This window comes from uncultured Lutibacter sp., assembly GCF_947495725.1.
In the GTDB taxonomy this organism is placed as follows: domain Bacteria; phylum Bacteroidota; class Bacteroidia; order Flavobacteriales; family Flavobacteriaceae; genus Lutibacter.
Window position 1 is genome coordinate 73081 of the sequence record NZ_CANLZZ010000004.1, and the last position, 20514, is coordinate 93594.

Sequence of the window (20514 nt, forward strand, 5' to 3'; positions counted from 1 at the left end):
TAAAGGTTCAAAAGTACATAAATTTCACAGTTACTAAAATAGTGAATTAATAATTAGTGATTTATTTATTTTGAATTAAAATAACAATTCCAAAAATTGTAATATTTTAGTTGGTAATTATAAAATTATATAAAATGAAAAAAATAATATTTCTTTGGATAGCGTGCGTGCTAGTGATGGCCTGTAACAATGATTTAAAAAAAACAAATATTAATAGTAATACATTTGATGAAGAATTAGCCAAAGAAATTGGTGCAGATGACTATGGAATGAAAAAATATGTAATCGCATTTTTAAAAAGAGGTCCAAATAAAAGTCAAGATTCCACAACCGCATCAAATTTACAAAGGGCGCACATGGATAATATTTCTAAATTGGCAAAAGAAGGAAAACTTGTATTAGCAGGTCCTTTTTTTGGAAATGATGACTTAAGAGGAATTTACATTTTTAATACTTCAACAATAGAAGAGGCTAAACAATTAACAGAAACAGACCCGGCTATTAAAGCTGGAACACTAACAATGGAGTTAAAAGAATGGTATGGTTCTGCTGCTTTAATGTTACTAAACGATTTTCACAAAAAAGTTACTAAAATTGAGATATAAAAAAAGCCGAACAAATTTGTTCGGCTTTTTAATTAATTTTAATTGTTATTAAAATCCAAATCTTCTTTTATTATTCCAAACTGAACCTTTTGAATTTCTGAAGTCTACTGCAACTCCTTTTCTCCTATTATCCTGATTTTTGTTTTTCTTTGCTATCTTCATTTTTCATTTATTTAGGCTGCAAAATTACACCCTAATAAAAGATATTTAACTAACAACTTAATCTTAAAAAATTATTACTCTATAAATAAAAACTATTAGAATAAAAAAGAGCCAAATAAAATTATTTGGCTCTTTAAAATATACATTTTTTATTTAATAGACACTATATTTTAAACCAAGCATCATGTTTCCTTTTGGCATAGGAACTAAATTAGTTTCAGTATAAATTGCATTAAAAATATTGTTGGCTGCTAATGATAATTGTAAGCCTGTGTTTAACGTAGCTAATAATTTAGCATCTACAACATTGTAACTTGTTCCATCTGTTCTTTCAACATACCTATAAGATATATTTTGATTGAATGTTTTACTTATTTTAGCGTTTAATCCTGACGTAAATTGATGCTTAATACTATTAAGTGAATATCTTGTATACTGAACATTTTCATCTTTTATATCATCATCAATAAAACTGTATCCAATTTTAAATGATTGGTTTAAACCTCCAACATTAAAGTTGTGTTGAATATTTGTTTCAAATCCTTGAGTTATTACTTTGCTAAAGTTTCTAGTTTGCCATTTATCTTCTTCATTATCTTTAGTCCAATCAATTAAATCATCTGATTTTCTATTAAAAAATGCAATATCAATATTAAAGCCATTATTAGTAAATTTAATTCCTAATTCTTCCGCCAATGCCGATTCTGGTTGTAAATCTGCATTTCCTAATGTAGTTGGGCCTACATAATATAAATCAGTAAAAGTTGGTACTCTATAAGTATAACCAATATTTCCATATAATTTAAACGAATCAGAAAAACGATAACCAGCATCAATTCCCGGAAATGCCTGTGAATCAAAATCCGAATAATAACTAATTGCAATTCCAGGAGTAATATCTAGTTTTTCGTCTAGTAATTCAAAACGATGTTCCAAAAATCCAGTTATTGCCGTTCTATTATGATCTCCCAAATTATTACTAACTAAGAAAACCCGTGCAACATCAATACCTACTCCTGTTTTCCCTAATTTTGAATTTAAGACAAGGTTGGTTTCGGCACCTATTTTATTTGAAATATGTAAATTTCTAAATGCAGGTGGATTGTGTCTTAAAAACAAATACATATCTTGATTTCTTCTCCAATAAACACGAGGTTTTATGGTGACACTATTTGCATTAAAAGTAGTACCCAAAGAAACTAAACTTGTTTGGGTTTCTTCGTATTGATCTTTATAATCCGGACTTGCATAAAATCCATTTGCACCAAATTTTCTTTGTGTAAAAGAAGATACTAAGCTGTATTTTTTAATATTTGCTTTAAAAAATGCCGAAACATTTTCAAAATCGGTATTAAAACGATATCCTTCGGACTCTTGATAACCAATTGAGGCAAATAAACTTGAATTATCAAATTTTTGACTAAATGCTGCCTCTGTTTTTATGTTTTCATAAGAACCATAATGAGCATTTATATTTAATCCATTTTCAATTACATTTTTAGTCACAATATTAATTGCTCCAGTAAAAGCATTTTGCCCATAAATTCTTGCTGCAGGACCTTTTATAACTTCAATTCTTTCAATATTATCTAACGAAATAATGGCGTTCATACTATGATGTCCTGTTTGTACATCATCCATTTTAACACCATCAATTAAAACCAATGTTTGATCAAAATTTCCACCTCTAATATATAAATCTGATTGCATTCCATCGGTACCTCTCTTTCTAATATCTATACCAGCAATATTTTGTAGTAAATCAGCTACATTTGTCGCTGCACTTTTAATTATTTCATCTGAAGTTAATAAGGTTATTGTTCTAGATGTTTTCGAAAAAGGCATTGTTATCCTATTCGATGTTATTGTAATCTCTTTTAAGGTGTCTCTTTTCTTAGATTCCTCTTGTGCATTAGTCTGAATAACATAAAAAAACGCAAAAATTATTATCGAAACTTTAATTTTCATAAATAGTGATTTAAAAACGCTGCAAAAGTACTAACTTTCCGGACGATTAAAATAGTCCAGTTTTAAAATGTTAGATAGTCCGGTTAATACTCTTTTTAAACAATTAATAAGATTAGACAAATCTTTACCACAACCTTTATATATACAAGCTTCAGGGCAAATTATAAATGCTATACAACGTAATTATTTAACCAAAGGTACAATTCTTCCCGGTACGCGTATATTAAGTAAATTATTAAAAATTCACAGAAATACTGCAGTTGCAATATATGATGAATTAGCCTCACAAGGTTGGGTAGAAATTATCCCAAATAAAGGCACATTTGTTTTAGAACCAGAAAAAAAAACAGCAAAAATAAAAGCAACCTCTCAAAAAATAAATGACGCCTATTCCTACGCTAAAACAACAGGGTTTCCTTTTCAAAAGTCATTTCATTTAGCGTCAACAGTTCAATTTACAAATGCAAAATATATCATTAACGATGGAAAACCCGATTTGCGCTTACATCCTGTACATCAATTTACAAGATGGTACAGTACAGCAATGAAACGAAAAACATTAATAAATAAATGGAACAAATCAGACGAGTTTTTCAATTCTTTATTTAAAACTCAATTATGTAATTACTTAAATGCAACCAGAGGTTTCCATATTAGTCCAAAAAATCTAATAAATACGCGTAGTACCGAAATGAGTTTGTACATTGTTTCGCAACTTTTATTAAAACAAAACGATGTTGTATTAGTAGGACACTTAAGTAATTATGCATCTAATATGATTTTTCAAGAAATAGGTGCAAACATAAAAACAATTCCTAGTGATAGTAATGGTTTAGATATTCAGTATATAAAAAAACATTTTGTAAAGAACAGCATAAGATGTGTTTATATATGCGCTCACAGAGATTATCCTACAGTTGTTACATTAAGTGCTGAACGTAGATTAGAACTATTAAAACTAGCTACAGAATACGGTTTCGCTATAATAGAGGATGATTATGATTACGATTTTCAGTATGAAGGTTCTGCAATGTTACCTATGGCTAGCGCAGATGCAAATGGTATGGTTATTTATTTAGGAAAACTTGGACAGTCCTTATTTCCAAGTTTTCAAACAGGATTTGTAGTTGCTCCAGAAAATTTAATTTCTGAGGCTAAAAATTATTTAGAATTAATTGATAAACAAGGTGATTTAATACAAGAACAAATGCTTTCAGAATTAATTAATGAAGGTGAAATTTATCGCTTAATGAAAAAGAATATAGTAATTTATAAAAAAAGACGAGATTATATATGCAATCTTTTAACAATCTATTTTTCAGAATTTGCTCAATGGGAAATCCCTTCTGGAGGATTAGCTATATGGTTACGGTTCGATCCTAAAGTATCGTTATTAAAACTTGCTAATGAAGCCGAAAAAAATAATTTATTCCTACCAAAAACAATTCTATATCAAAATAAAAACATTTGTGCAATTCGTTTTGGATTTGGACATCTAAATGAAGACGAAATAAAACCTGTTATTAAAATATTAAAAACAGCTTATAATAAAGTAATTCTAAAATAAAAAAGTCGGACAATTGTCCGACTTTTTTATTTTAATCTATGCCTCTCCAGTGGGACCAAAATTCATTGGTATTGGAGGTTGTTCATAATCTTTTATCTCTCCGTGACTTTTTTCAAACCTATTCACATTATCTGCTAAAGCCTTTACAAGTCTTTTTGCATGTTGAGGTGTTAATATTATTCGCGACTTAACCTTAGCTTTTGGTTGCCCAGGCATTACGCTAATAAAATCAACTATAAACTCTGAAACTGAATGATTAATAATTGCTAAATTAGAATATGTTCCTTCAGCAGTTTTATCATCTAATTCAATATTTAATTGCCCCTCTTTGTTCGATTTTCCGTCACTCATAATTAAAAGCTTGAATCCATTTCTTCCTTAGAACCTACAATAATATTATCATAAATTCTCATACCTGTACCGGCTGGAATTCTCTTACCAACAATTACATTTTCTTTCAATCCTTCTAAATCATCAACTTTACCGCTAACCGCAGCTTCATTCAACACTTTAGTTGTTTCTTGGAAAGATGCAGCAGAAATAAATGATTTAGTTTGTAAAGAAGCTCTTGTAATACCTTGAAGTATTTGTTCAGCCGTTGCCGGTTGAGCTTCTCTAGCTACAACTAATGATTTATCTTCTCGTCTTAGTACAGAATTTTCATCTCTTAATTGACGTGCTGTTACAATTTGTCCTTCTTTTAGATTAACAGAATCTCCAGCATTTTCAACTACCTTCATTCCGTAAATATTATCATTTTGCTCAATAAAGTCATTTTTATGAACCAATTGATTCTCTAGGAACAATGTATCTCCAGAATCAATAATCCTAACTTTACGCATCATTTGACGAACTACAACTTCAAAGTGCTTGTCATTAATTTTCACCCCTTGTAAACGATATACCTCTTGAATCTCATTTACTAAGTACTCTTGTACAGCTGAAGGTCCTTGAATATTTAAAATATCATTAGGCGTTACAGCTCCCTCAGAAAGTGGCATACCCGCTTTAATAAAGTCATTTTCTTGAACTAAAATTTGATTTGCAAGTTTTACTAAATACTTTTTAACTTCACCTAATTTTGATTCAACAATAATTTCTCTATTACCACGTTTAATTTTTCCAAATGAAACAACTCCATCAATTTCAGAAACCACAGCTGGATTAGAAGGATTACGTGCCTCAAATAACTCTGTTACACGTGGTAAACCTCCTGTTATATCTCCAGATCTTCCAGATTTACGAGGAATTTTAACAATTGTCATACCTGAAGGTATTTTATCTCCATCTTCAATTATTAAATGCGCACCTACCGGAAGGTTATATGATCTAATTACATTATCATTATCATCTTTCAATAATAATGTTGGAATCGTCTTTTTATTCTTAGATTCAATAATTACTTTTTCTTGGAAACCTGTTTGTTCATCAATTTCAACTAAGTAATTAATACCTCTTTCAATATTTTCAAAATGAATAGTTCCACCAAATTCAGAAACAATAACTCCATTAAATGGATCCCATTTACAAACTACATCTCCTTTTTTAAGCTTTTGACCATCTGCAACATATATATATGATCCATATGGAATATTGTTTGTACTTAATGTTAACCCAGATTTTTCATCAATAACTTTAATTTCAGATGTTCTTGAAATTACAATATCAACTTCTTCACCATCTCCGTCAGTTCCTTTTACGGTTCTTAAATCATCAATAATTGCTTTACCTGGATGTTTAGTAGTTAAAGAGTTATTTTCTGAAATATTTCCTGCAACCCCACCAACGTGGAATGTTCTTAACGTTAACTGTGTACCTGGTTCTCCAATTGATTGTGCTGCAACAACACCAACCGCTTCACCAATTTGCACCATTTTATTAGTAGATAAACTACGTCCATAACATTGTGAACAAATACCTTTTTTGGCCTCACAAGTTAAAGCAGAACGTACTTCAACACCATCTATAGCCGAATTTTCAATTGCTTGTGCTATTTCTGAAGAAATTTCCACTCCCGATTTTACTAATAACTCGTTAGTTATTGGATCTAAAACATCATGCAATGATACACGTCCAGCAATTCTTTCACTTAAAGATTCTACTATCTCATCATTCTTTTTAAGTGGTTGTACATTTAATCCTCTTAAAGTTCCACAATCAAATTCGTTTACAATAACATCTTGAGATACATCAACTAAACGACGTGTTAAATAACCAGCATCTGCTGTTTTTAAAGCCGTATCCGCTAAACCTTTACGAGCACCGTGAGTAGAAATAAAGTATTCTAAAATAGACAATCCTTCTTTAAAGTTAGACAGAATTGGATTTTCAATAATTTCACCACCACCTGCTGTAGATTTCTTAGGTTTTGCCATTAATCCACGCATACCTGTTAACTGACGAATTTGCTCCTTAGAACCCCTTGCACCAGAATCAAGCATCATAAATACAGAGTTAAATCCTTGTTGATCTTCACGTAAACGTTTCATTGAAAGTTCTGTCAAACGATTGTTTGTAGAACCCCAAATATCAATTACCTGATTGTAACGCTCTTTATTAGTTAACATACCCATATTATAATTAGCCATAATATTGTCAACTTGAGAATTTGCATCAGCAATCATCGTATGTTTTTCTGGCGGAATAATAATATCACCTAAACTAAATGATAAACCACCACGGAATGCGAACATATATCCCATTCCTTTCATATCATCTAAGAATTTTCCTGTAGTAGGAACATCGGTAAGTTTTAATACTTTTCCAATAATATCTCTTAATGATTTTTTATTCAATACTTCATTTACAAAACCAGCAGCTTCAGGAACCACTTCATTAAATAAAACTCTACCTACAGTTGTAGATATAATTTGATTTACTAATTCTCCTTCTTCATTAAAATCTTTTGTTCTAACTTTAATACTCGCATTTAAGTCTACAGCTTTCTCATTAAAAGCAATAGTAACTTCCTCTGCCGAGTAAAAAGTTAAACCTTCTCCCTTAATTGGATGATCAGGTGTAGATTTACGTTCTTTTGTCATATAATATAATCCAAGAACCATATCCTGAGAAGGTACAGTAATTGGCGCTCCATTTGCTGGATTCAATATATTATGTGAACCTAATAAAAGTAATTGACACTCTAAAATAGCTTCAGGTCCCAATGGTAAATGTACAGCCATTTGATCCCCATCAAAATCGGCATTAAATGCCGTACACGCTAATGGGTGTAACTGTATAGCTTTTCCTTCAATTAATTTTGGTTGAAAAGCTTGAATACCCAAACGGTGCAAAGTAGGGGCACGGTTTAACATTACAGGATGTCCTTTTAAAACATTCTCTAAAATATCCCAAACAACTGGCTCTCTTTTATCTATAATTTTTTTTGCAGATTTTACTGTTTTTACAATTCCTCTTTCAATTAATTTTCTAATTACAAAAGGCTTGTATAGCTCAGCTGCCATATCTTTTGGCAGTCCGCATTCGTGTAATTTTAATTCTGGTCCTACAACAATTACAGAACGCGCAGAATAATCGACACGTTTTCCTAAAAGGTTTTGACGAAAACGTCCTTGTTTTCCTTTTAATGAATCTGATAATGATTTTAGTGGACGATTAGATTCTGTTTTTACAGCTGAAGATTTACGCGTGTTATCAAATAATGAATCTACAGATTCTTGCAACATACGTTTTTCGTTACGTAAAATAACTTCAGGTGCTTTAATTTCAACCAAACGCTTTAAACGATTGTTACGAATAATTACTCTTCGGTATAAATCATTTAAATCTGAAGTAGCGAAACGACCTCCATCTAATGGTACTAATGGACGCAATTCTGGTGGAGTCACTGGAATTACCTTCATTATCATCCATTCGGGACGATTTTCTCTATTCTTATTTGCATCTCTAAAAGATTCAACTACGTTTAATCTCTTTAATGCTTCAGTTTTACGTTGTTTAGATGTTTCTGTATTTGCTTTATGACGTAATTCATAAGACAATTCATCTAAATCTATTCGATTAAATAAATCAATTAAACAAGCTGCTCCCATTTTAGCAATAAACTTGTCTGGATCATTATCATCTAAATATTGATTTTCTACAGGGAATGTTTCAAGAATATCTAAATACTCTTCCTCTGTTAAGAAATCCATTTTTTGTAATGGATCTCCATCTGTGTTTTTAGCACCAGCAGGCTGAATTACTACGTAACGTTCGTAGTAAATAATCATATCTAACTTTTTAGATGGTAAACCTAAAAGATACCCCATTTTGTTAGGTAATGATTTAAAATACCAAATATGAGCAACTGGTACAACCAAATTAATGTGACCTACTCTATCCCTACGTACTTTTTTCTCAGTTACTTCAACACCACATCGGTCACAAACAATTCCTTTATAACGAATTCTCTTGTATTTACCACAAGCACATTCATAATCTTTTATTGGTCCAAAAATACGCTCACAAAACAATCCATCTCTTTCAGGTTTATGTGTACGGTAATTTATAGTTTCTGGCTTTAATACTTCTCCGTTTGATTTCTCAAGAATTGCTTCTGGAGATGATAAACCAATTGAAATTTTATTAAATTTTTTTACAGTGTATTTATCGTTTTTTCTTGCCATAATAATATTGATGGATTCGAATTTTAAAAATGTAAAAATATATAACAGTTAGAAGTTATTATGCTTCTAACTGTCGTTTGTTGTTATTCCTCTAACCTAACGTCTAATCCAAGACCTCTAAGCTCGTGCATTAATACGTTAAATGATTCTGGTAGACCTGGTTCAGGCATTGGATCTCCTTTAACAATAGCTTCATATGTTTTAGCTCTTCCTAAAACATCATCCGATTTTACTGTTAAGATTTCTCGCAATGTACTTGACGCACCATATGCTTCAAGTGCCCAAACTTCCATCTCTCCAAAACGCTGACCCCCAAATTGTGCTTTACCACCTAAAGGTTGTTGCGTAATCAAAGAGTACGGTCCTATAGAACGTGCGTGCATTTTGTCATCAATCATATGACCTAACTTAATCATATAAATAACACCTACTGTTGCTGGCTGATCAAAACGCATTCCAGTTCCTCCATCATATAAATATGTATGTCCATATTGAGGAACGCCTGCTTCTTCTGTAATTTTATTTATTTGATCGATTGAAGCTCCATCAAATATAGGAGTTGCATATTTGGTTCCTAAATTTTGACCTGCCCATCCAAGAACTGTTTCATAAATCTGTCCGATGTTCATACGAGAAGGTACACCAAGTGGATTTAAAACAATATCTACTGGAGTTCCGTCTTCTAAGAATGGCATATCTTCCTGACGAACGATTCTTGCAACAATACCTTTGTTACCGTGACGTCCTGCCATTTTATCTCCTACTTTTAATTTACGTTTTTTAGCTATATAAATCTTTGCTAGCTTTAAAATTCCAGCTGGCAATTCATCTCCAACAGAAACTGTAAATTTCTCACGTCGTAATGAACCTTGTAAATCGTTAACCTTAATTTTATAATTATGTATTAACTCATTAACAAGCATATTAATATGAGAGTCAGTAGTCCAAACTCCCTTAGTTAAATAAACAAAGTCCGGTACTGCATTTAACATTTTCAAAGTAAATTTCTTACCTTTTTGAAGAATTTCTTCACCTAAATCATTTTGAACACCTTGAGATGTTTTACCATTAATTAAATGAAATAACTTATCAACAAGAATAGTTCTTAAATCCTCAAGTTTAGCAGTGTATTTACTCTCTAAATTTGCAATACTTACTTTATCTTGTGCGCGTTTAGATTTATCTTTAACTGCACGTTCAAATAATTTTTTATCTATTACAACACCTCTTAATGAAGGCGAAGCTTTTAATGATGCATCTTTAACATCACCCGCTTTATCACCAAAAATTGCTCTTAGTAATTTCTCTTCAGGTGTAGGATCAGATTCTCCTTTTGGTGTTATCTTACCAATTAAAATATCTCCTGGTTTTACTTCTGCACCAATACGAATCATTCCATTTTCATCCAAATCTTTTGTAGCTTCTTCAGAAACATTAGGAATATCGTTGGTAAGTTCTTCAGCTCCTAATTTTGTATCCCTAACATCCATTGAATATTCATCAATATGAATAGAAGTAAAGATATCCTCTTTCACAACTTTTTCAGAAATTACAATTGCATCCTCAAAGTTATACCCTTTCCAAGGCATAAAGGCTACTTTCATATTTCTTCCTAAAGCCAACTCACCTTGCTGTGTTGCATAACCCTCACAAAGTACTTGTCCTTCTTCAACTCTATCACCTTTTTTAACAATAGGTTTTAGATTTATTGAAGTTCCTTGATTGGTTTTTCTGAATTTAATTAAATTATAAGTTTTTGAATCTCCATCAAAACTTACCATTCTCTCTTCATCAGTTTTATCGTACTTAATTTCAATATTATTAGCATCCACATATTCTACAACCCCTGCACCTTCTGCATTCATTAAAATACGTGAATCTTTTGCAACCCTAAATTCTAAACCAGTACCAACAATTGGAGATTCTGGTTTTAATAAAGGCACTGCTTGACGCATCATATTAGATCCCATCAATGCACGGTTTGCATCATCATGTTCCAAGAATGGAATTAAAGATGCAGAAATTGAAGCAATTTGATTTGGTGCCACATCCATAAAGTTAACCATTGTAGGTTCTACTACCGGATAATCAGCTTCTTCTCTAACAATTACTTTTTCTGCAACAAACTTACCTTCTTCCGTTAATGGAAGATTAGATTGAGCAAATTTCATTCCTTCCTCCTCTTCTGCACTTAAATATCTAGGCTCTTCCGTAATATTTACATTACCTTCTTTTACTTCTCTGTACGGAGTTTCAATAAACCCAAGGTTATTTACTTTTGCAAATACAGCTAAAGAAGAAATTAAACCAATATTTGGTCCCTCAGGAGTTTCAATTGGACATAAACGACCGTAATGTGTGTAGTGAACATCACGAACCTCGAATCCAGCTCTTTCTCTTGATAAACCTCCAGGTCCAAGTGCCGATAAACGACGCTTATGTGTAATCTCTGCTAATGGATTTGTTTGATCCATAAATTGAGATAGCTGGTTTGTTCCAAAGAAAGAGTTAATTACCGAAGATAAAGTTTTAGCATTAATTAAATCAATTGGTGTAAATACTTCGTTATCACGAACATTCATACGTTCACGAATTGTACGTGCCATACGAGATAACCCCACTCCAAATTGACTTGCTAATTGCTCACCAACCGTTCTAACACGACGGTTAGATAAATGGTCAATATCATCTACTTCAGCCTTTGAGTTTACAAGCTTAATCAAGTTTTTTATAATGGTAATAATATCAACTTTCGTTAATACTTTTTGATCCATATCCTCGTTTAAACCAAGTTTCTTATTCATTCTATAACGACCAACTTCACCTAAATTGTAACGTTGTTCAGAGAAGAATAATTTATCAATAATACCTTTAGCCGTTTCAAAATCTGGCGGTTCAGCATTACGTAATTGTCTATATATATGTTCAACAGCCTCTTTTTCTGAGTTTGTTGGGTCTTTTTGTAAAGTATTATGAATAATTGCATAATCAGCCATTTCATTATCTTCTTTATGAAGTAAAATGGTTTTGGCTCCTGATTCTACAATTTCTTCTATTTGATCTTTATCAAGAATTGTATCCCTATCTAATACTATCTCGTTTCTTTCTATAGAAACTACCTCTCCTGTATCTTCGTCTACGAAATCCTCAAACCAAGTTTTTAAAACACGCGCAGCTAATTTTCTACCTAAATATTTTTTCAGTCCACTTTTTGATACTTTAATTTCTTCAGCAAGATCAAAAATTTCTAAGATATCTTTATCTCTTTCATAACCAATTGCTCTAAACAATGTAGTTACAGGTAATTTTTTCTTTCTATCAATATAAGCATACATTACTTGATTGATATCTGTTGCGAATTCAATCCAAGAACCTTTAAAAGGAATTACCCTAGCAGAATATAATTTTGTTCCATTAGCATGGAACGACTGTCCAAAGAACACACCAGGTGATCTATGTAACTGAGATACCACAACACGTTCTGCACCATTAATAACAAAGGTACCACTATTGGTCATGTATGGAATTGTTCCTAAATAAACATCTTGAACAATTGTTTCAAAATCTTCATGTTCAGGATCTGTACAATATAATTTTAATCGTGCTTTTAATGGAACACAATAAGTTAAACCTCTTTCAATACATTCTTGAATTGAATATCTAGGAGGGTCAACAAAATAATCTATAAACTCTAACACAAATTGGTTACGAGTATCAGTAATTGGGAAGTTGTCAAGGAAGGTCTTGTATAATCCTTCGGTACTTCGTTCGTCAGCTTTAGTTTTTAATTGGAAAAAATCTTGAAACGATTTAACCTGAATATCTAAAAAATCTGGATATTCAGTTACCAATTTAGCTGATGCAAAGTTTATTCTTTCGGTGAAATTTTTTGATGCCAATGGACAAAAACTTTAAGTTAAAAAACTATTAATTATAAGAACGAATATATACGCAAAAATGGTTTAGGTCAAAGGGAACTCCTAGACCTAAACCTTAATTTGTTTTAGCTATTGTAAGCTTACTTAAGCTCAACCTCAGCTCCAGCTTCTTCTAAAGATGCTTTTAATGCTTCAGCTTCTTCTTTTGTAACACCTTCTTTTACAGGTGCTGGTGCGCTATCTACTACACCTTTAGCTTCTTTCAATCCTAAACCAGTTAATTCTTTAACTAATTTTACAACTGCTAATTTAGAACCTCCAGCCGCTTTTAAAATTACGTCGAATTCAGTTTGCTCTTCTGCTGCTGCTTCTCCAGCTGCTGCTGGACCTGCTACTGCTACTGCTGCTGCAGCTGGCTCAATACCATATTCGTCTTTTAAAATATTAGCTAACTCGTTTACTTCTTTTACTGTTAAGTTAACAAGTTGTTCTGCGAAATCTTTTAAATCTGCCATTTCTCTTTGTTTAATTTTTATTTATTAGTTTATTAGTGCGCTTATTCTTTTTCTGATAATGTTTTGATAATACCAGATAACTTATTACCTCCAGATTGTAATGCTGATATAACATTCTTAGCTGGTGATTGTAATATTGTTATAATTTCTCCAATTACCTCTTCTTTAGACTTAATGCTTACTAAGGCATCTAATTGGTTCTCACCAACAAATATAGCCTCTTCAACATATGCCCCTTTTAATACAGGTTTATTGGTTTTTGATTTCTTTTGAAAATCTTTGATTAACTTAGCAGGTGCATTACCCGTATCAGAAATCATTAAAGATGTATTACCTTTTAATGTTGTAGGTAATTCACCAAAGTCTTTATCAGACTTTTCCATTGCTTTTTCAAGTAATGTGTTTTTTACTACTGAAAGTTTTATGTTCGCTTTAAAACAGGCTCTACGTAAATTAGATGTATCTAAAGCATTTAAACCAGATATATCAGCTAAATAAATTATGTTTCCTTCAGTTAACTTATCTGTTAAAGCCTCTATTACTTGTGATTTTTCTTCTCTCGTCATAATTTCTAAGTTTAACTATTAACAGATTTGGTATCTATATTAATACTAGGACTCATTGTACTAGACATATAAATACTTTTAACATATGTTCCTTTAGAAGCTGTTGGTTTTAATTTAACTAAAGTTTGAATTAATTCACCAGCATTCTCCGCAATTTTCTCAGCAGAAAAAGATACTTTTCCTATTGCTGCATGAACAATCCCAGTTTTTTCAACTTTAAAATCAATTTTACCAGCTTTTACCTCGGTTACTGCTTTCGCAACATCCATAGTAACAGTTCCTGTTTTTGGATTCGGCATTAAACCTCTTGGTCCTAAAATACGACCTAAAGGACCTAATTTACCCATAACACTAGGCATAGTGATTATTACATCAACATCAGTCCAACCATCTTTAATTTTCTGAAGATATTCATCCAATCCAACATAGTCTGCTCCAGCCGCCGTAGCATCCGCTTCTTTATCTGGAGTTACTAATGCTAAAACTTTAATATCTTTTCCTGTTCCGTGAGGTAATGTTACAACCCCTCTAACCATTTGATTTGCTTTACGAGGATCTACTCCTAATCTAACAGCTATATCTACGGAAGCATCAAAATTCACATTAGTAATTTCTTTTACTAATGCAGAAGCGTCTGATAAAGAATAAGTTTGATTATTATCAACCTTTGCTTGCGCTTCTTTTTGTTTTCTAGCTAATTTTGCCATTTTCTAACTGTTTATTTTTTAATTGGAGCTTCTCCTTTAACTCTGATTCCCATTGAACGTGCAGTTCCTGCCATCATTAACATAGCAGATTCTACAGTAAATGCATTTAAATCTACCATTTTGTCTTCTGCAATAGTTTTCAATTGATCCCAAGTTACAGTTGCAACCTTGATACGATTAGGTTCTGCTGAACCTTTCTTAACTTTTGATGCTTCAAGTATTTGAACTGCCGCTGGTGGAGTTTTCACAACAAACTCAAAAGATTTATCCTTATAAACAGTAATTGCTACTGGTAAAACCTTCCCTTGTTTGTCTTGAGTTCTAGCATTAAATTGCTTACAGAACTCCATTATATTTACTCCGGCAGCACCTAAAGCTGGTCCAACTGGTGGTGACGGGTTTGCCGCACCTCCTCGAACTTGTAATTTTACTACTTTACTAACTTCTTTTGCCATTTTTTAATCTTAAATTAGATTTTACACTTTTTTGGAAGCATTATGCAAAACCGTATTATTTATGTAACAATTATGAAATTTTTTCAACTTGCATATAACTCAACTCTAATGGTGTTTTTCTTCCGAAAATTTTGACCATAACTTCAAGTTTTCTTTTCTCTTCATTTATATTTTCAATAGTTCCGTCAAAACCATTAAAAGGTCCATCTATTACTTTTACTGTTTCACCAATAATATAAGGTATAGCAATATTATCACTTTGAACTGATAATTCATCTACTTTACCTAACATACGGTTAATTTCAGATTTACGCATTGGTACAGGATCTCCTCCTTTAACTTCTCCTAAAAAACCAATAACACCAGTTATTGACTTAATAATATGAGGAAGCTCCCCACTTAGGTTAGCTTCAATCATAACATAACCAGGAAAATACACTCGTTCTTTCTGAATTTTTTTCCCATTACGCACTTGTATTACTTTTTCTGTAGGCACTAAAACTCTATCCACATAATCAGTCATCCCTAGACGTGCAATTTCAGTTTCGATATACGATTTTACCTTATTCTCTTGACCGCCAATAGCCCTAACAACGTACCATTTTTTTACAGAATCAGTCATACTAATTAAAATAATTTAAAATACTCAGTTAAACCTGTTTGAAAGAATTTATCTACTAGAAATACTGCTAGCGCAAATAAAACTGTAAATATCGCAACAACAACTGTAGACTTCTGAGCTTCAGCCCAAGAAATCCATGAAACTTTATTACGTAACTCTTCAAATGAGTCTTTTATATATTTAACTAAATTCATTTTTTTTAATTTTGCACGGGCGGAGAGGCTCGAACTCCCGACACCTGGTTTTGGAGACCAGTGCTCTACCAACTGAGCTACGCCCGTAAATACGAGGTGCTCCACTTAAAACGAAGCACCTCGGAAAATTTTTATTGTGTGTGATTTTCTTTTTATTAAAGAATTTCAGTTACCTGACCTGCACCTACAGTTCTACCTCCCTCACGGATTGCAAAACGTAAACCAACATTCATTGCAATTGGTTGGTGTAAATCTACAGTAATTGTTAAGTTATCACCTGGCATTACCATTTCAACTCCATCAGGTAAATTAATAGTACCTGTTACATCAGTTGTACGTACGTAAAACTGTGGACGGTAGTTGTTGTGGAATGGTGTATGACGACCACCTTCTTCTTTTTTAAGGATATAAACCTCAGCTTTGAATTTATCGTGAGGAGTTACAGAACCTGGTTTACAGATTACCATACCTCTTTTAATATCTTCTTTAGCAATACCTCTTAATAAGATACCAACATTATCCCCTGCTTCACCTCTATCTAATATTTTACGGAACATCTCAACTCCAGTAATAGTAGAAGTTAATTTTTCAGCTCCCATACCAATAATATCTACAGCATCTCCTGTATTAGCAACTCCTGTTTCGATACGACCTGTTGCAACAGTTCCACGACCAGTAATTGAGAATACATCCTCTACAGGCATTAAGAAATCTTTATCAACATCACGCTTTGGTAACTCAATCCAAGTATCCACAGCATCCATTAATTCCATAATCTTATCCATCCATTTCTCTTCCTTGTTCAATCCTCCTAATGCAGAACCTGCAATTACTGGAGTATTATCACCATCATATTCGTAGAAAGATAATAGATCTCTAATTTCCATCTCTACCAATTCTAATAGTTCTTCATCATCAACCATATCCACTTTATTCATGAATACAACTAATCTAGGAATACCTACCTGACGACCTAATAAGATATGCTCTCTTGTTTGAGGCATTGGTCCATCTGTTGCCGCAACAACAATGATAGCACCATCCATTTGCGCAGCACCAGTTACCATATTCTTCACATAATCCGCGTGACCTGGACAGTCAACGTGAGCGTAGTGACGATTAGCAGTTTGATACTCAACGTGAGCAGTATTAATTGTAATACCTCTCTCTTTTTCCTCAGGAGCGTTATCGATTTGATCGAAATCTTTTACTTCAGAAAGTCCTTTCTCTGCTAATACAACAGTAATAGCAGCTGTTAAGGTTGTTTTACCGTGATCAACGTGTCCAATAGTACCAATGTTTAAATGTGGTTTTGAACGATCGAAGGTTTCTTTAGCCATAATTATTAATTTTTAAATCTTAGTTATATATAGTGTTTATTTCTATTCTTATATTTTTATTTGAGCCAATGACGGGAATTGAACCCGTGACCTCTTCCTTACCAAGGAAACGCTCTACCCCTGAGCTACACCGGCCAAAAAAAATTGAGCGAGAGACCGGGCTCGAACCGGCGACAGTCAGCTTGGAAGGCTGAAGCTCTACCAACTGAGCTACTCTCGCAATAATTTTTTTTCAAATCATCATTTTAGTAATAATTCCTTATTACATCCTTTTTTAGTGGTGAGAGAAGGATTCGAACCTTCGAAGCTTGCGCAGCAGATTTACAGTCTGCCCTCGTTGGCCACTTGAGTATCTCACCATTAAAGTTATCTAAAGAACTTTCTCTTTTATTTTGAGCCGATGGAGGGACTCGAACCCACGACCTGCTGATTACAAATCAGCTGCTCTAGCCAGCTGAGCTACATCGGCATTTTACTCCATAAAAGAAGCCCGTTATTTCTAACGGACTGCAAATGTATTAAAGTTTTAATCTTAAACAAAACTTTTTTAAATTATTTTTAATAAATTATTTAGCTCTAACTTTTTCTTTCTTTTGAGTAAGTTTTCTTTTCAAGGAATCTACAGCTAAACTTGTTCCTTCTTCAAAAGTTTTGCATTGTTTTTTTACAACAATATCAGCACCCGGAATATTTAATTTAATATCAACAGATTTATTTTCCTTTTCACTTGTTTGCTGAACTTTTAAAAATACTTCAGAATCTACAATTTTATCGTAATATCGTTCTAATCCGGTTACTTTTTTCTCAATAAAACTAACTAAATCTTTGTCTGCATTAAAATTTACAGATTGTACATATACTTTCATAAATCATGTTTTTTTACGCTCCTTGGATGAGCTTGGTTATAAACTTCTTTCAATTTACCCAAACTATTGTGGGTATATACTTGTGTTGACACTAAACTTGAATGTCCCAATAATTCTTTTATGGAGTTCAAGTCCGCACCTTCATTTAATAAGTGTGTAGCAAATGAGTGCCTTAAAATATGCGGGCTCTTTTTCTCTTTTGATGACACAGTACTAAAATAATTATTAATTATTCGATAAACAAGTGTATCGTATATTTTTTTGCCTTTTTTAGTAATAAAAAAAGAGCTCTCACTTGAATTTATTTCGTTTCTAAATTCAATATATTTTTTTATTGAATTTTGAACTGTATTAATTAACGGAATATAACGCTCTTTATTTCTCTTACCTAAAACTTTAACAACCCCATTATTAAGATCAATATCATTAATTTTAATATTTATAAGCTCACTTCTTCTAATACCAGTTGAATAAAAAAGTTCAACAATTAATTTATTTCTAACATATTCAAAATTTAATTCCTCTGGTGAATTTAAGACTAGAGAGATTTCATTTTTAGAAAATGGTACTTGAATTCTTTTAGATGTTTTAAGAGCCTTATGCTTTGAAAGCGGATTTATTTCAATTTGCTTTGTTTTCTGCAGAAATTTATAAAATGTCTTTAGGGAAGAAATTTTCCTATTTATTGATCTATTGCTAATATTTGAATTAACCAAGTAAACAATCCAACTTCTAATTTGAGAATAATTTACATCTATTATAGAGTCCACATCATATTCATTACTGCAAAATTTAATGAAATCGTCCAAATCTTTCTTATACGCGGTTAAAGTATGAACAGAGTATTTCTTCTCTATCAACAAGTAGTTTATAAAAGATTTTACATGCATAAAAAAACCGTTAGTAAAAACAAACATACAAATTGTAAATTGTTTTTACTAACGGTTTAATTTATTTGGCTAATAATTAACCTTGCTCTTCTGCCGTTCTTAATCTTTGAACATATTGAGCTTTTATATTTTGCGCACGCTTTGTTACGGAAGGCTTATTGAATTGTTTACGATTACGTAAATTTTTCATAGTCTTTGTACGATCAAATTTTCGTTTGTAACGTTTTAACGCTCTATCGATATTTTCTCCGTCTTTTACTGGAATGATTAACATATTTTGGCACCTCCTTTCAAATCGTTCTCTTTTAATTTTTGGATTGCAAAGATACAACTTATTATTACACAAGCAATACTAAAACAATAAATAATTAAAAAACTATGTTGCAGGCCTATATTCCTTCTTATCTATAATCATTTTGGAAATAATTTCCCTTAGTATTTCTGAAGTTCCACCACCTATTGGACCTAACCTACTATCTCTTAATAAGCGCGCCATTGGGTATTCTTCCATATATCCATAACCGCCTAACATCTGTAAACAATTATAAATTACTTCATCGGCAATTTTTGTTGCCATTAGTTTAGACATACTTGCTTCTTTAACCACGTAATCTCCTTTATCTAATCTATGAATTACGGAATAGTTAAATTCTTTAATCATTTCAATTTCACTAGCCATATCTGCCACTTTATGACGCAAAGCTTGATATTGATCTATTTTCTTTCCAAAAGCCTGTCTTTCAGACATATATTTGATAGCATAATCTAACGCATATTCCGCTCTTGCGTGAGCATTAACAGCCATAATTACCCTTTCGGATGCAAAATGCTGCATAATATACGAAAATCCTTTCCCTTCTTTACCTAACATGTTACTCGCAGGTACTCTCACATTATTAAATCCTATCTCAGCTGTATCTGAAGCCTTCCACCCTAACTTTTTAAGGTCTGTAGCTGAAATACCTTCCATTTCTCTATCAAGCACAAATAAACTCATCCCCTTGTGTTTTAAACTAGGATTTGTCTTTACTGCAACTACTAAATAATCTGAATAAACACCATTTGTAATGAAAATTTTAGAGCCATTTATAATATAATCATCTCCATCTTTTATTGCGGTAGTTCTTATACCTGCAACATCTGAACCGCCAAAAGGCTCGGATATACATAAACACCCAACTTTTTCTCCTCTTATGCTTGGAATTAAATATTTTTGTTTAATTTCTTCACTTCCCTCTGCATTCAAATGAGTCATTGCTAAATATGTATGAGCCCATATTGCAGCTGCGGTTCCTCCTGAATTAATCTTTTGCAACTCTTCTAAAAATATTACAGTATAAAATAAATCTAGTTCTAAGCCTTCATATTTTTCAGGATAATTCAAACCAAAATATCCCATTTCACCAAACTTTTTGAAAACTTCTTTATCTACAAATCCATTTTCCTCCCATTTATCTACAAAGGGAATTATTTCTTTCTTTAAAAAATCTTGGAAACTTTGACGAAACGCCTCGTGCTCTTCAGTAAAATACATACTATTTTTAATGGCTA

General features: G+C 32.1%; 17 protein-coding genes and 5 tRNA genes. 2 read left to right on the top strand and 20 right to left on the bottom strand.

What is annotated here, in order from left to right; all coding sequences use genetic code 11:
* Nucleotides 1-134: 134 nt before the first annotated feature.
* Nucleotides 135-605 carry a YciI family protein gene (locus Q0776_RS09870; protein WP_298367624.1) on the top strand — a complete coding sequence of 157 codons (471 nt, stop codon included), beginning with the start codon at nt 135-137 and terminating at the stop codon, nt 603-605.
* Nucleotides 606-920: 315 nt separating this feature from the next.
* Here Q0776_RS09870 and Q0776_RS09875 read toward each other — a convergent pair whose 3' ends face one another.
* Nucleotides 921-2735, bottom strand: a complete 1815-nt coding sequence (locus Q0776_RS09875; RefSeq protein WP_298367626.1) for a TonB-dependent receptor — start codon at nt 2733-2735, stop codon at nt 921-923.
* Nucleotides 2736-2802: 67 nt separating this feature from the next.
* Between Q0776_RS09875 and Q0776_RS09880 the strand changes: the two genes are divergently transcribed.
* Nucleotides 2803-4302: a PLP-dependent aminotransferase family protein gene (locus Q0776_RS09880; protein ID WP_298367629.1), complete on the top strand. Its 1500-nt coding sequence runs from the start codon at nt 2803-2805 to the stop codon at nt 4300-4302.
* 36 nt (nt 4303-4338) lie between these two features.
* On the opposite strand, the gene Q0776_RS09885 is transcribed toward Q0776_RS09880, so the two are convergent.
* The 19 genes from Q0776_RS09885 to Q0776_RS09975 all read right to left on the bottom strand — a co-directional run bounded on the left by Q0776_RS09885 (nt 4339) and on the right by Q0776_RS09975 (nt 20497).
* The gene (locus tag Q0776_RS09885) at nt 4339-4653 is read right to left on the bottom strand and encodes a DUF3467 domain-containing protein (protein ID WP_298367631.1); all 315 of its coding nucleotides are present in this window, start codon (nt 4651-4653) and stop codon (nt 4339-4341) included.
* A 2-nt stretch (nt 4654-4655) separates the two neighbouring features.
* Nucleotides 4656-8930 carry a DNA-directed RNA polymerase subunit beta' gene (gene rpoC / locus Q0776_RS09890; RefSeq protein ID WP_298367633.1) on the bottom strand — a complete coding sequence of 1425 codons (4275 nt, stop codon included), beginning with the start codon at nt 8928-8930 and terminating at the stop codon, nt 4656-4658.
* A gap of 83 nt (nt 8931-9013) precedes the next feature.
* Entirely contained in the window at nt 9014-12829 is a 3816-nt protein-coding gene (rpoB, locus tag Q0776_RS09895) for a DNA-directed RNA polymerase subunit beta (RefSeq protein WP_298367636.1), read from the bottom strand.
* A 119-nt stretch (nt 12830-12948) separates the two neighbouring features.
* A complete protein-coding gene (gene rplL, locus Q0776_RS09900; protein WP_298367638.1) occupies nt 12949-13323 on the bottom strand; it encodes a 50S ribosomal protein L7/L12 in 375 nt (124 codons plus the stop codon).
* A 41-nt stretch (nt 13324-13364) separates the two neighbouring features.
* Nucleotides 13365-13889 (bottom strand): 50S ribosomal protein L10, encoded by a 525-nt coding sequence (gene rplJ / locus Q0776_RS09905; RefSeq protein ID WP_298367640.1) that lies wholly within the window; start codon nt 13887-13889, stop codon nt 13365-13367.
* An 11-nt stretch (nt 13890-13900) separates the two neighbouring features.
* Complete coding sequence (rplA, locus tag Q0776_RS09910; RefSeq protein ID WP_298367643.1) at nt 13901-14596, bottom strand: 50S ribosomal protein L1; 696 nt, start codon at nt 14594-14596, stop codon at nt 13901-13903.
* 11 nt (nt 14597-14607) lie between these two features.
* Nucleotides 14608-15051, bottom strand: coding sequence for a 50S ribosomal protein L11 (gene rplK, locus Q0776_RS09915; protein ID WP_298367645.1), 444 nt, complete (start codon nt 15049-15051; stop codon nt 14608-14610).
* Between the two features lie 70 nt (nt 15052-15121).
* The gene (nusG, locus tag Q0776_RS09920; protein ID WP_298367646.1) at nt 15122-15673 is read right to left on the bottom strand and encodes a transcription termination/antitermination protein NusG; all 552 of its coding nucleotides are present in this window, start codon (nt 15671-15673) and stop codon (nt 15122-15124) included.
* A gap of 5 nt (nt 15674-15678) precedes the next feature.
* Nucleotides 15679-15867 carry a preprotein translocase subunit SecE gene (gene secE, locus Q0776_RS09925; RefSeq protein ID WP_298367647.1) on the bottom strand — a complete coding sequence of 63 codons (189 nt, stop codon included), beginning with the start codon at nt 15865-15867 and terminating at the stop codon, nt 15679-15681.
* 14 nt (nt 15868-15881) lie between these two features.
* A tRNA-Trp gene (locus Q0776_RS09930) sits at nt 15882-15954 on the bottom strand.
* Between the two features lie 68 nt (nt 15955-16022).
* Complete coding sequence (gene tuf / locus Q0776_RS09935) at nt 16023-17207, bottom strand: elongation factor Tu (RefSeq protein ID WP_298367648.1); 1185 nt, start codon at nt 17205-17207, stop codon at nt 16023-16025.
* Between the two features lie 63 nt (nt 17208-17270).
* Nucleotides 17271-17342, bottom strand: a tRNA-Thr gene (locus Q0776_RS09940).
* A 12-nt stretch (nt 17343-17354) separates the two neighbouring features.
* A tRNA-Gly gene (locus Q0776_RS09945) sits at nt 17355-17427 on the bottom strand.
* Between the two features lie 58 nt (nt 17428-17485).
* Nucleotides 17486-17566: transfer RNA gene (locus Q0776_RS09950), tRNA-Tyr, on the bottom strand.
* A 36-nt stretch (nt 17567-17602) separates the two neighbouring features.
* Nucleotides 17603-17676, bottom strand: a tRNA-Thr gene (locus tag Q0776_RS09955).
* 97 nt (nt 17677-17773) lie between these two features.
* Nucleotides 17774-18073: a ribosome-associated translation inhibitor RaiA gene (gene raiA / locus Q0776_RS09960; protein WP_298367650.1), complete on the bottom strand. Its 300-nt coding sequence runs from the start codon at nt 18071-18073 to the stop codon at nt 17774-17776.
* Nucleotides 18070-18963: a tyrosine-type recombinase/integrase gene (locus tag Q0776_RS09965; RefSeq protein ID WP_298367651.1), complete on the bottom strand. Its 894-nt coding sequence runs from the start codon at nt 18961-18963 to the stop codon at nt 18070-18072. Before Q0776_RS09965 ends, raiA begins: the two co-directional genes overlap by 4 nt.
* A 76-nt stretch (nt 18964-19039) precedes the next feature.
* A complete protein-coding gene (gene rpsU / locus Q0776_RS09970; RefSeq protein ID WP_111708009.1) occupies nt 19040-19237 on the bottom strand; it encodes a 30S ribosomal protein S21 in 198 nt (65 codons plus the stop codon).
* 102 nt (nt 19238-19339) lie between these two features.
* Entirely contained in the window at nt 19340-20497 is a 1158-nt protein-coding gene (locus tag Q0776_RS09975) for an acyl-CoA dehydrogenase family protein (protein ID WP_298367656.1), read from the bottom strand.
* Between the last annotated feature and the right edge of the window lie 17 nt (nt 20498-20514).

What these genes read in the sequence shown, in the direction of transcription:
- Q0776_RS09870 (WP_298367624.1), top strand. Translation starts at nt 135, where the DNA reads ATGAAAAAAATAATATTTCTTTGGATAGCGTGCGTGCTAGTGATGGCC.
- Q0776_RS09875 (WP_298367626.1), bottom strand. Translation starts at nt 2,735, where the DNA reads ATGAAAATTAAAGTTTCGATAATAATTTTTGCGTTTTTTTATGTTATT.
- Q0776_RS09880 (WP_298367629.1), top strand. Translation starts at nt 2,803, where the DNA reads ATGTTAGATAGTCCGGTTAATACTCTTTTTAAACAATTAATAAGATTA.
- Q0776_RS09885 (WP_298367631.1), bottom strand. Translation starts at nt 4,653, where the DNA reads ATGAGTGACGGAAAATCGAACAAAGAGGGGCAATTAAATATTGAATTA.
- rpoC (WP_298367633.1), bottom strand. Translation starts at nt 8,930, where the DNA reads ATGGCAAGAAAAAACGATAAATACACTGTAAAAAAATTTAATAAAATT.
- rplL (WP_298367638.1), bottom strand. Translation starts at nt 13,323, where the DNA reads ATGGCAGATTTAAAAGATTTCGCAGAACAACTTGTTAACTTAACAGTA.
- rplJ (WP_298367640.1), bottom strand. Translation starts at nt 13,889, where the DNA reads ATGACGAGAGAAGAAAAATCACAAGTAATAGAGGCTTTAACAGATAAG.
- rplA (WP_298367643.1), bottom strand. Translation starts at nt 14,596, where the DNA reads ATGGCAAAATTAGCTAGAAAACAAAAAGAAGCGCAAGCAAAGGTTGAT.
- rplK (WP_298367645.1), bottom strand. Translation starts at nt 15,051, where the DNA reads ATGGCAAAAGAAGTTAGTAAAGTAGTAAAATTACAAGTTCGAGGAGGT.
- nusG (WP_298367646.1), bottom strand. Translation starts at nt 15,673, where the DNA reads ATGACTGATTCTGTAAAAAAATGGTACGTTGTTAGGGCTATTGGCGGT.
- secE (WP_298367647.1), bottom strand. Translation starts at nt 15,867, where the DNA reads ATGAATTTAGTTAAATATATAAAAGACTCATTTGAAGAGTTACGTAAT.
- tuf (WP_298367648.1), bottom strand. Translation starts at nt 17,207, where the DNA reads ATGGCTAAAGAAACCTTCGATCGTTCAAAACCACATTTAAACATTGGT.
- raiA (WP_298367650.1), bottom strand. Translation starts at nt 18,073, where the DNA reads ATGAAAGTATATGTACAATCTGTAAATTTTAATGCAGACAAAGATTTA.
- Q0776_RS09965 (WP_298367651.1), bottom strand. Translation starts at nt 18,963, where the DNA reads ATGCATGTAAAATCTTTTATAAACTACTTGTTGATAGAGAAGAAATAC.
- rpsU (WP_111708009.1), bottom strand. Translation starts at nt 19,237, where the DNA reads ATGTTAATCATTCCAGTAAAAGACGGAGAAAATATCGATAGAGCGTTA.
- Q0776_RS09975 (WP_298367656.1), bottom strand. Translation starts at nt 20,497, where the DNA reads ATGTATTTTACTGAAGAGCACGAGGCGTTTCGTCAAAGTTTCCAAGAT.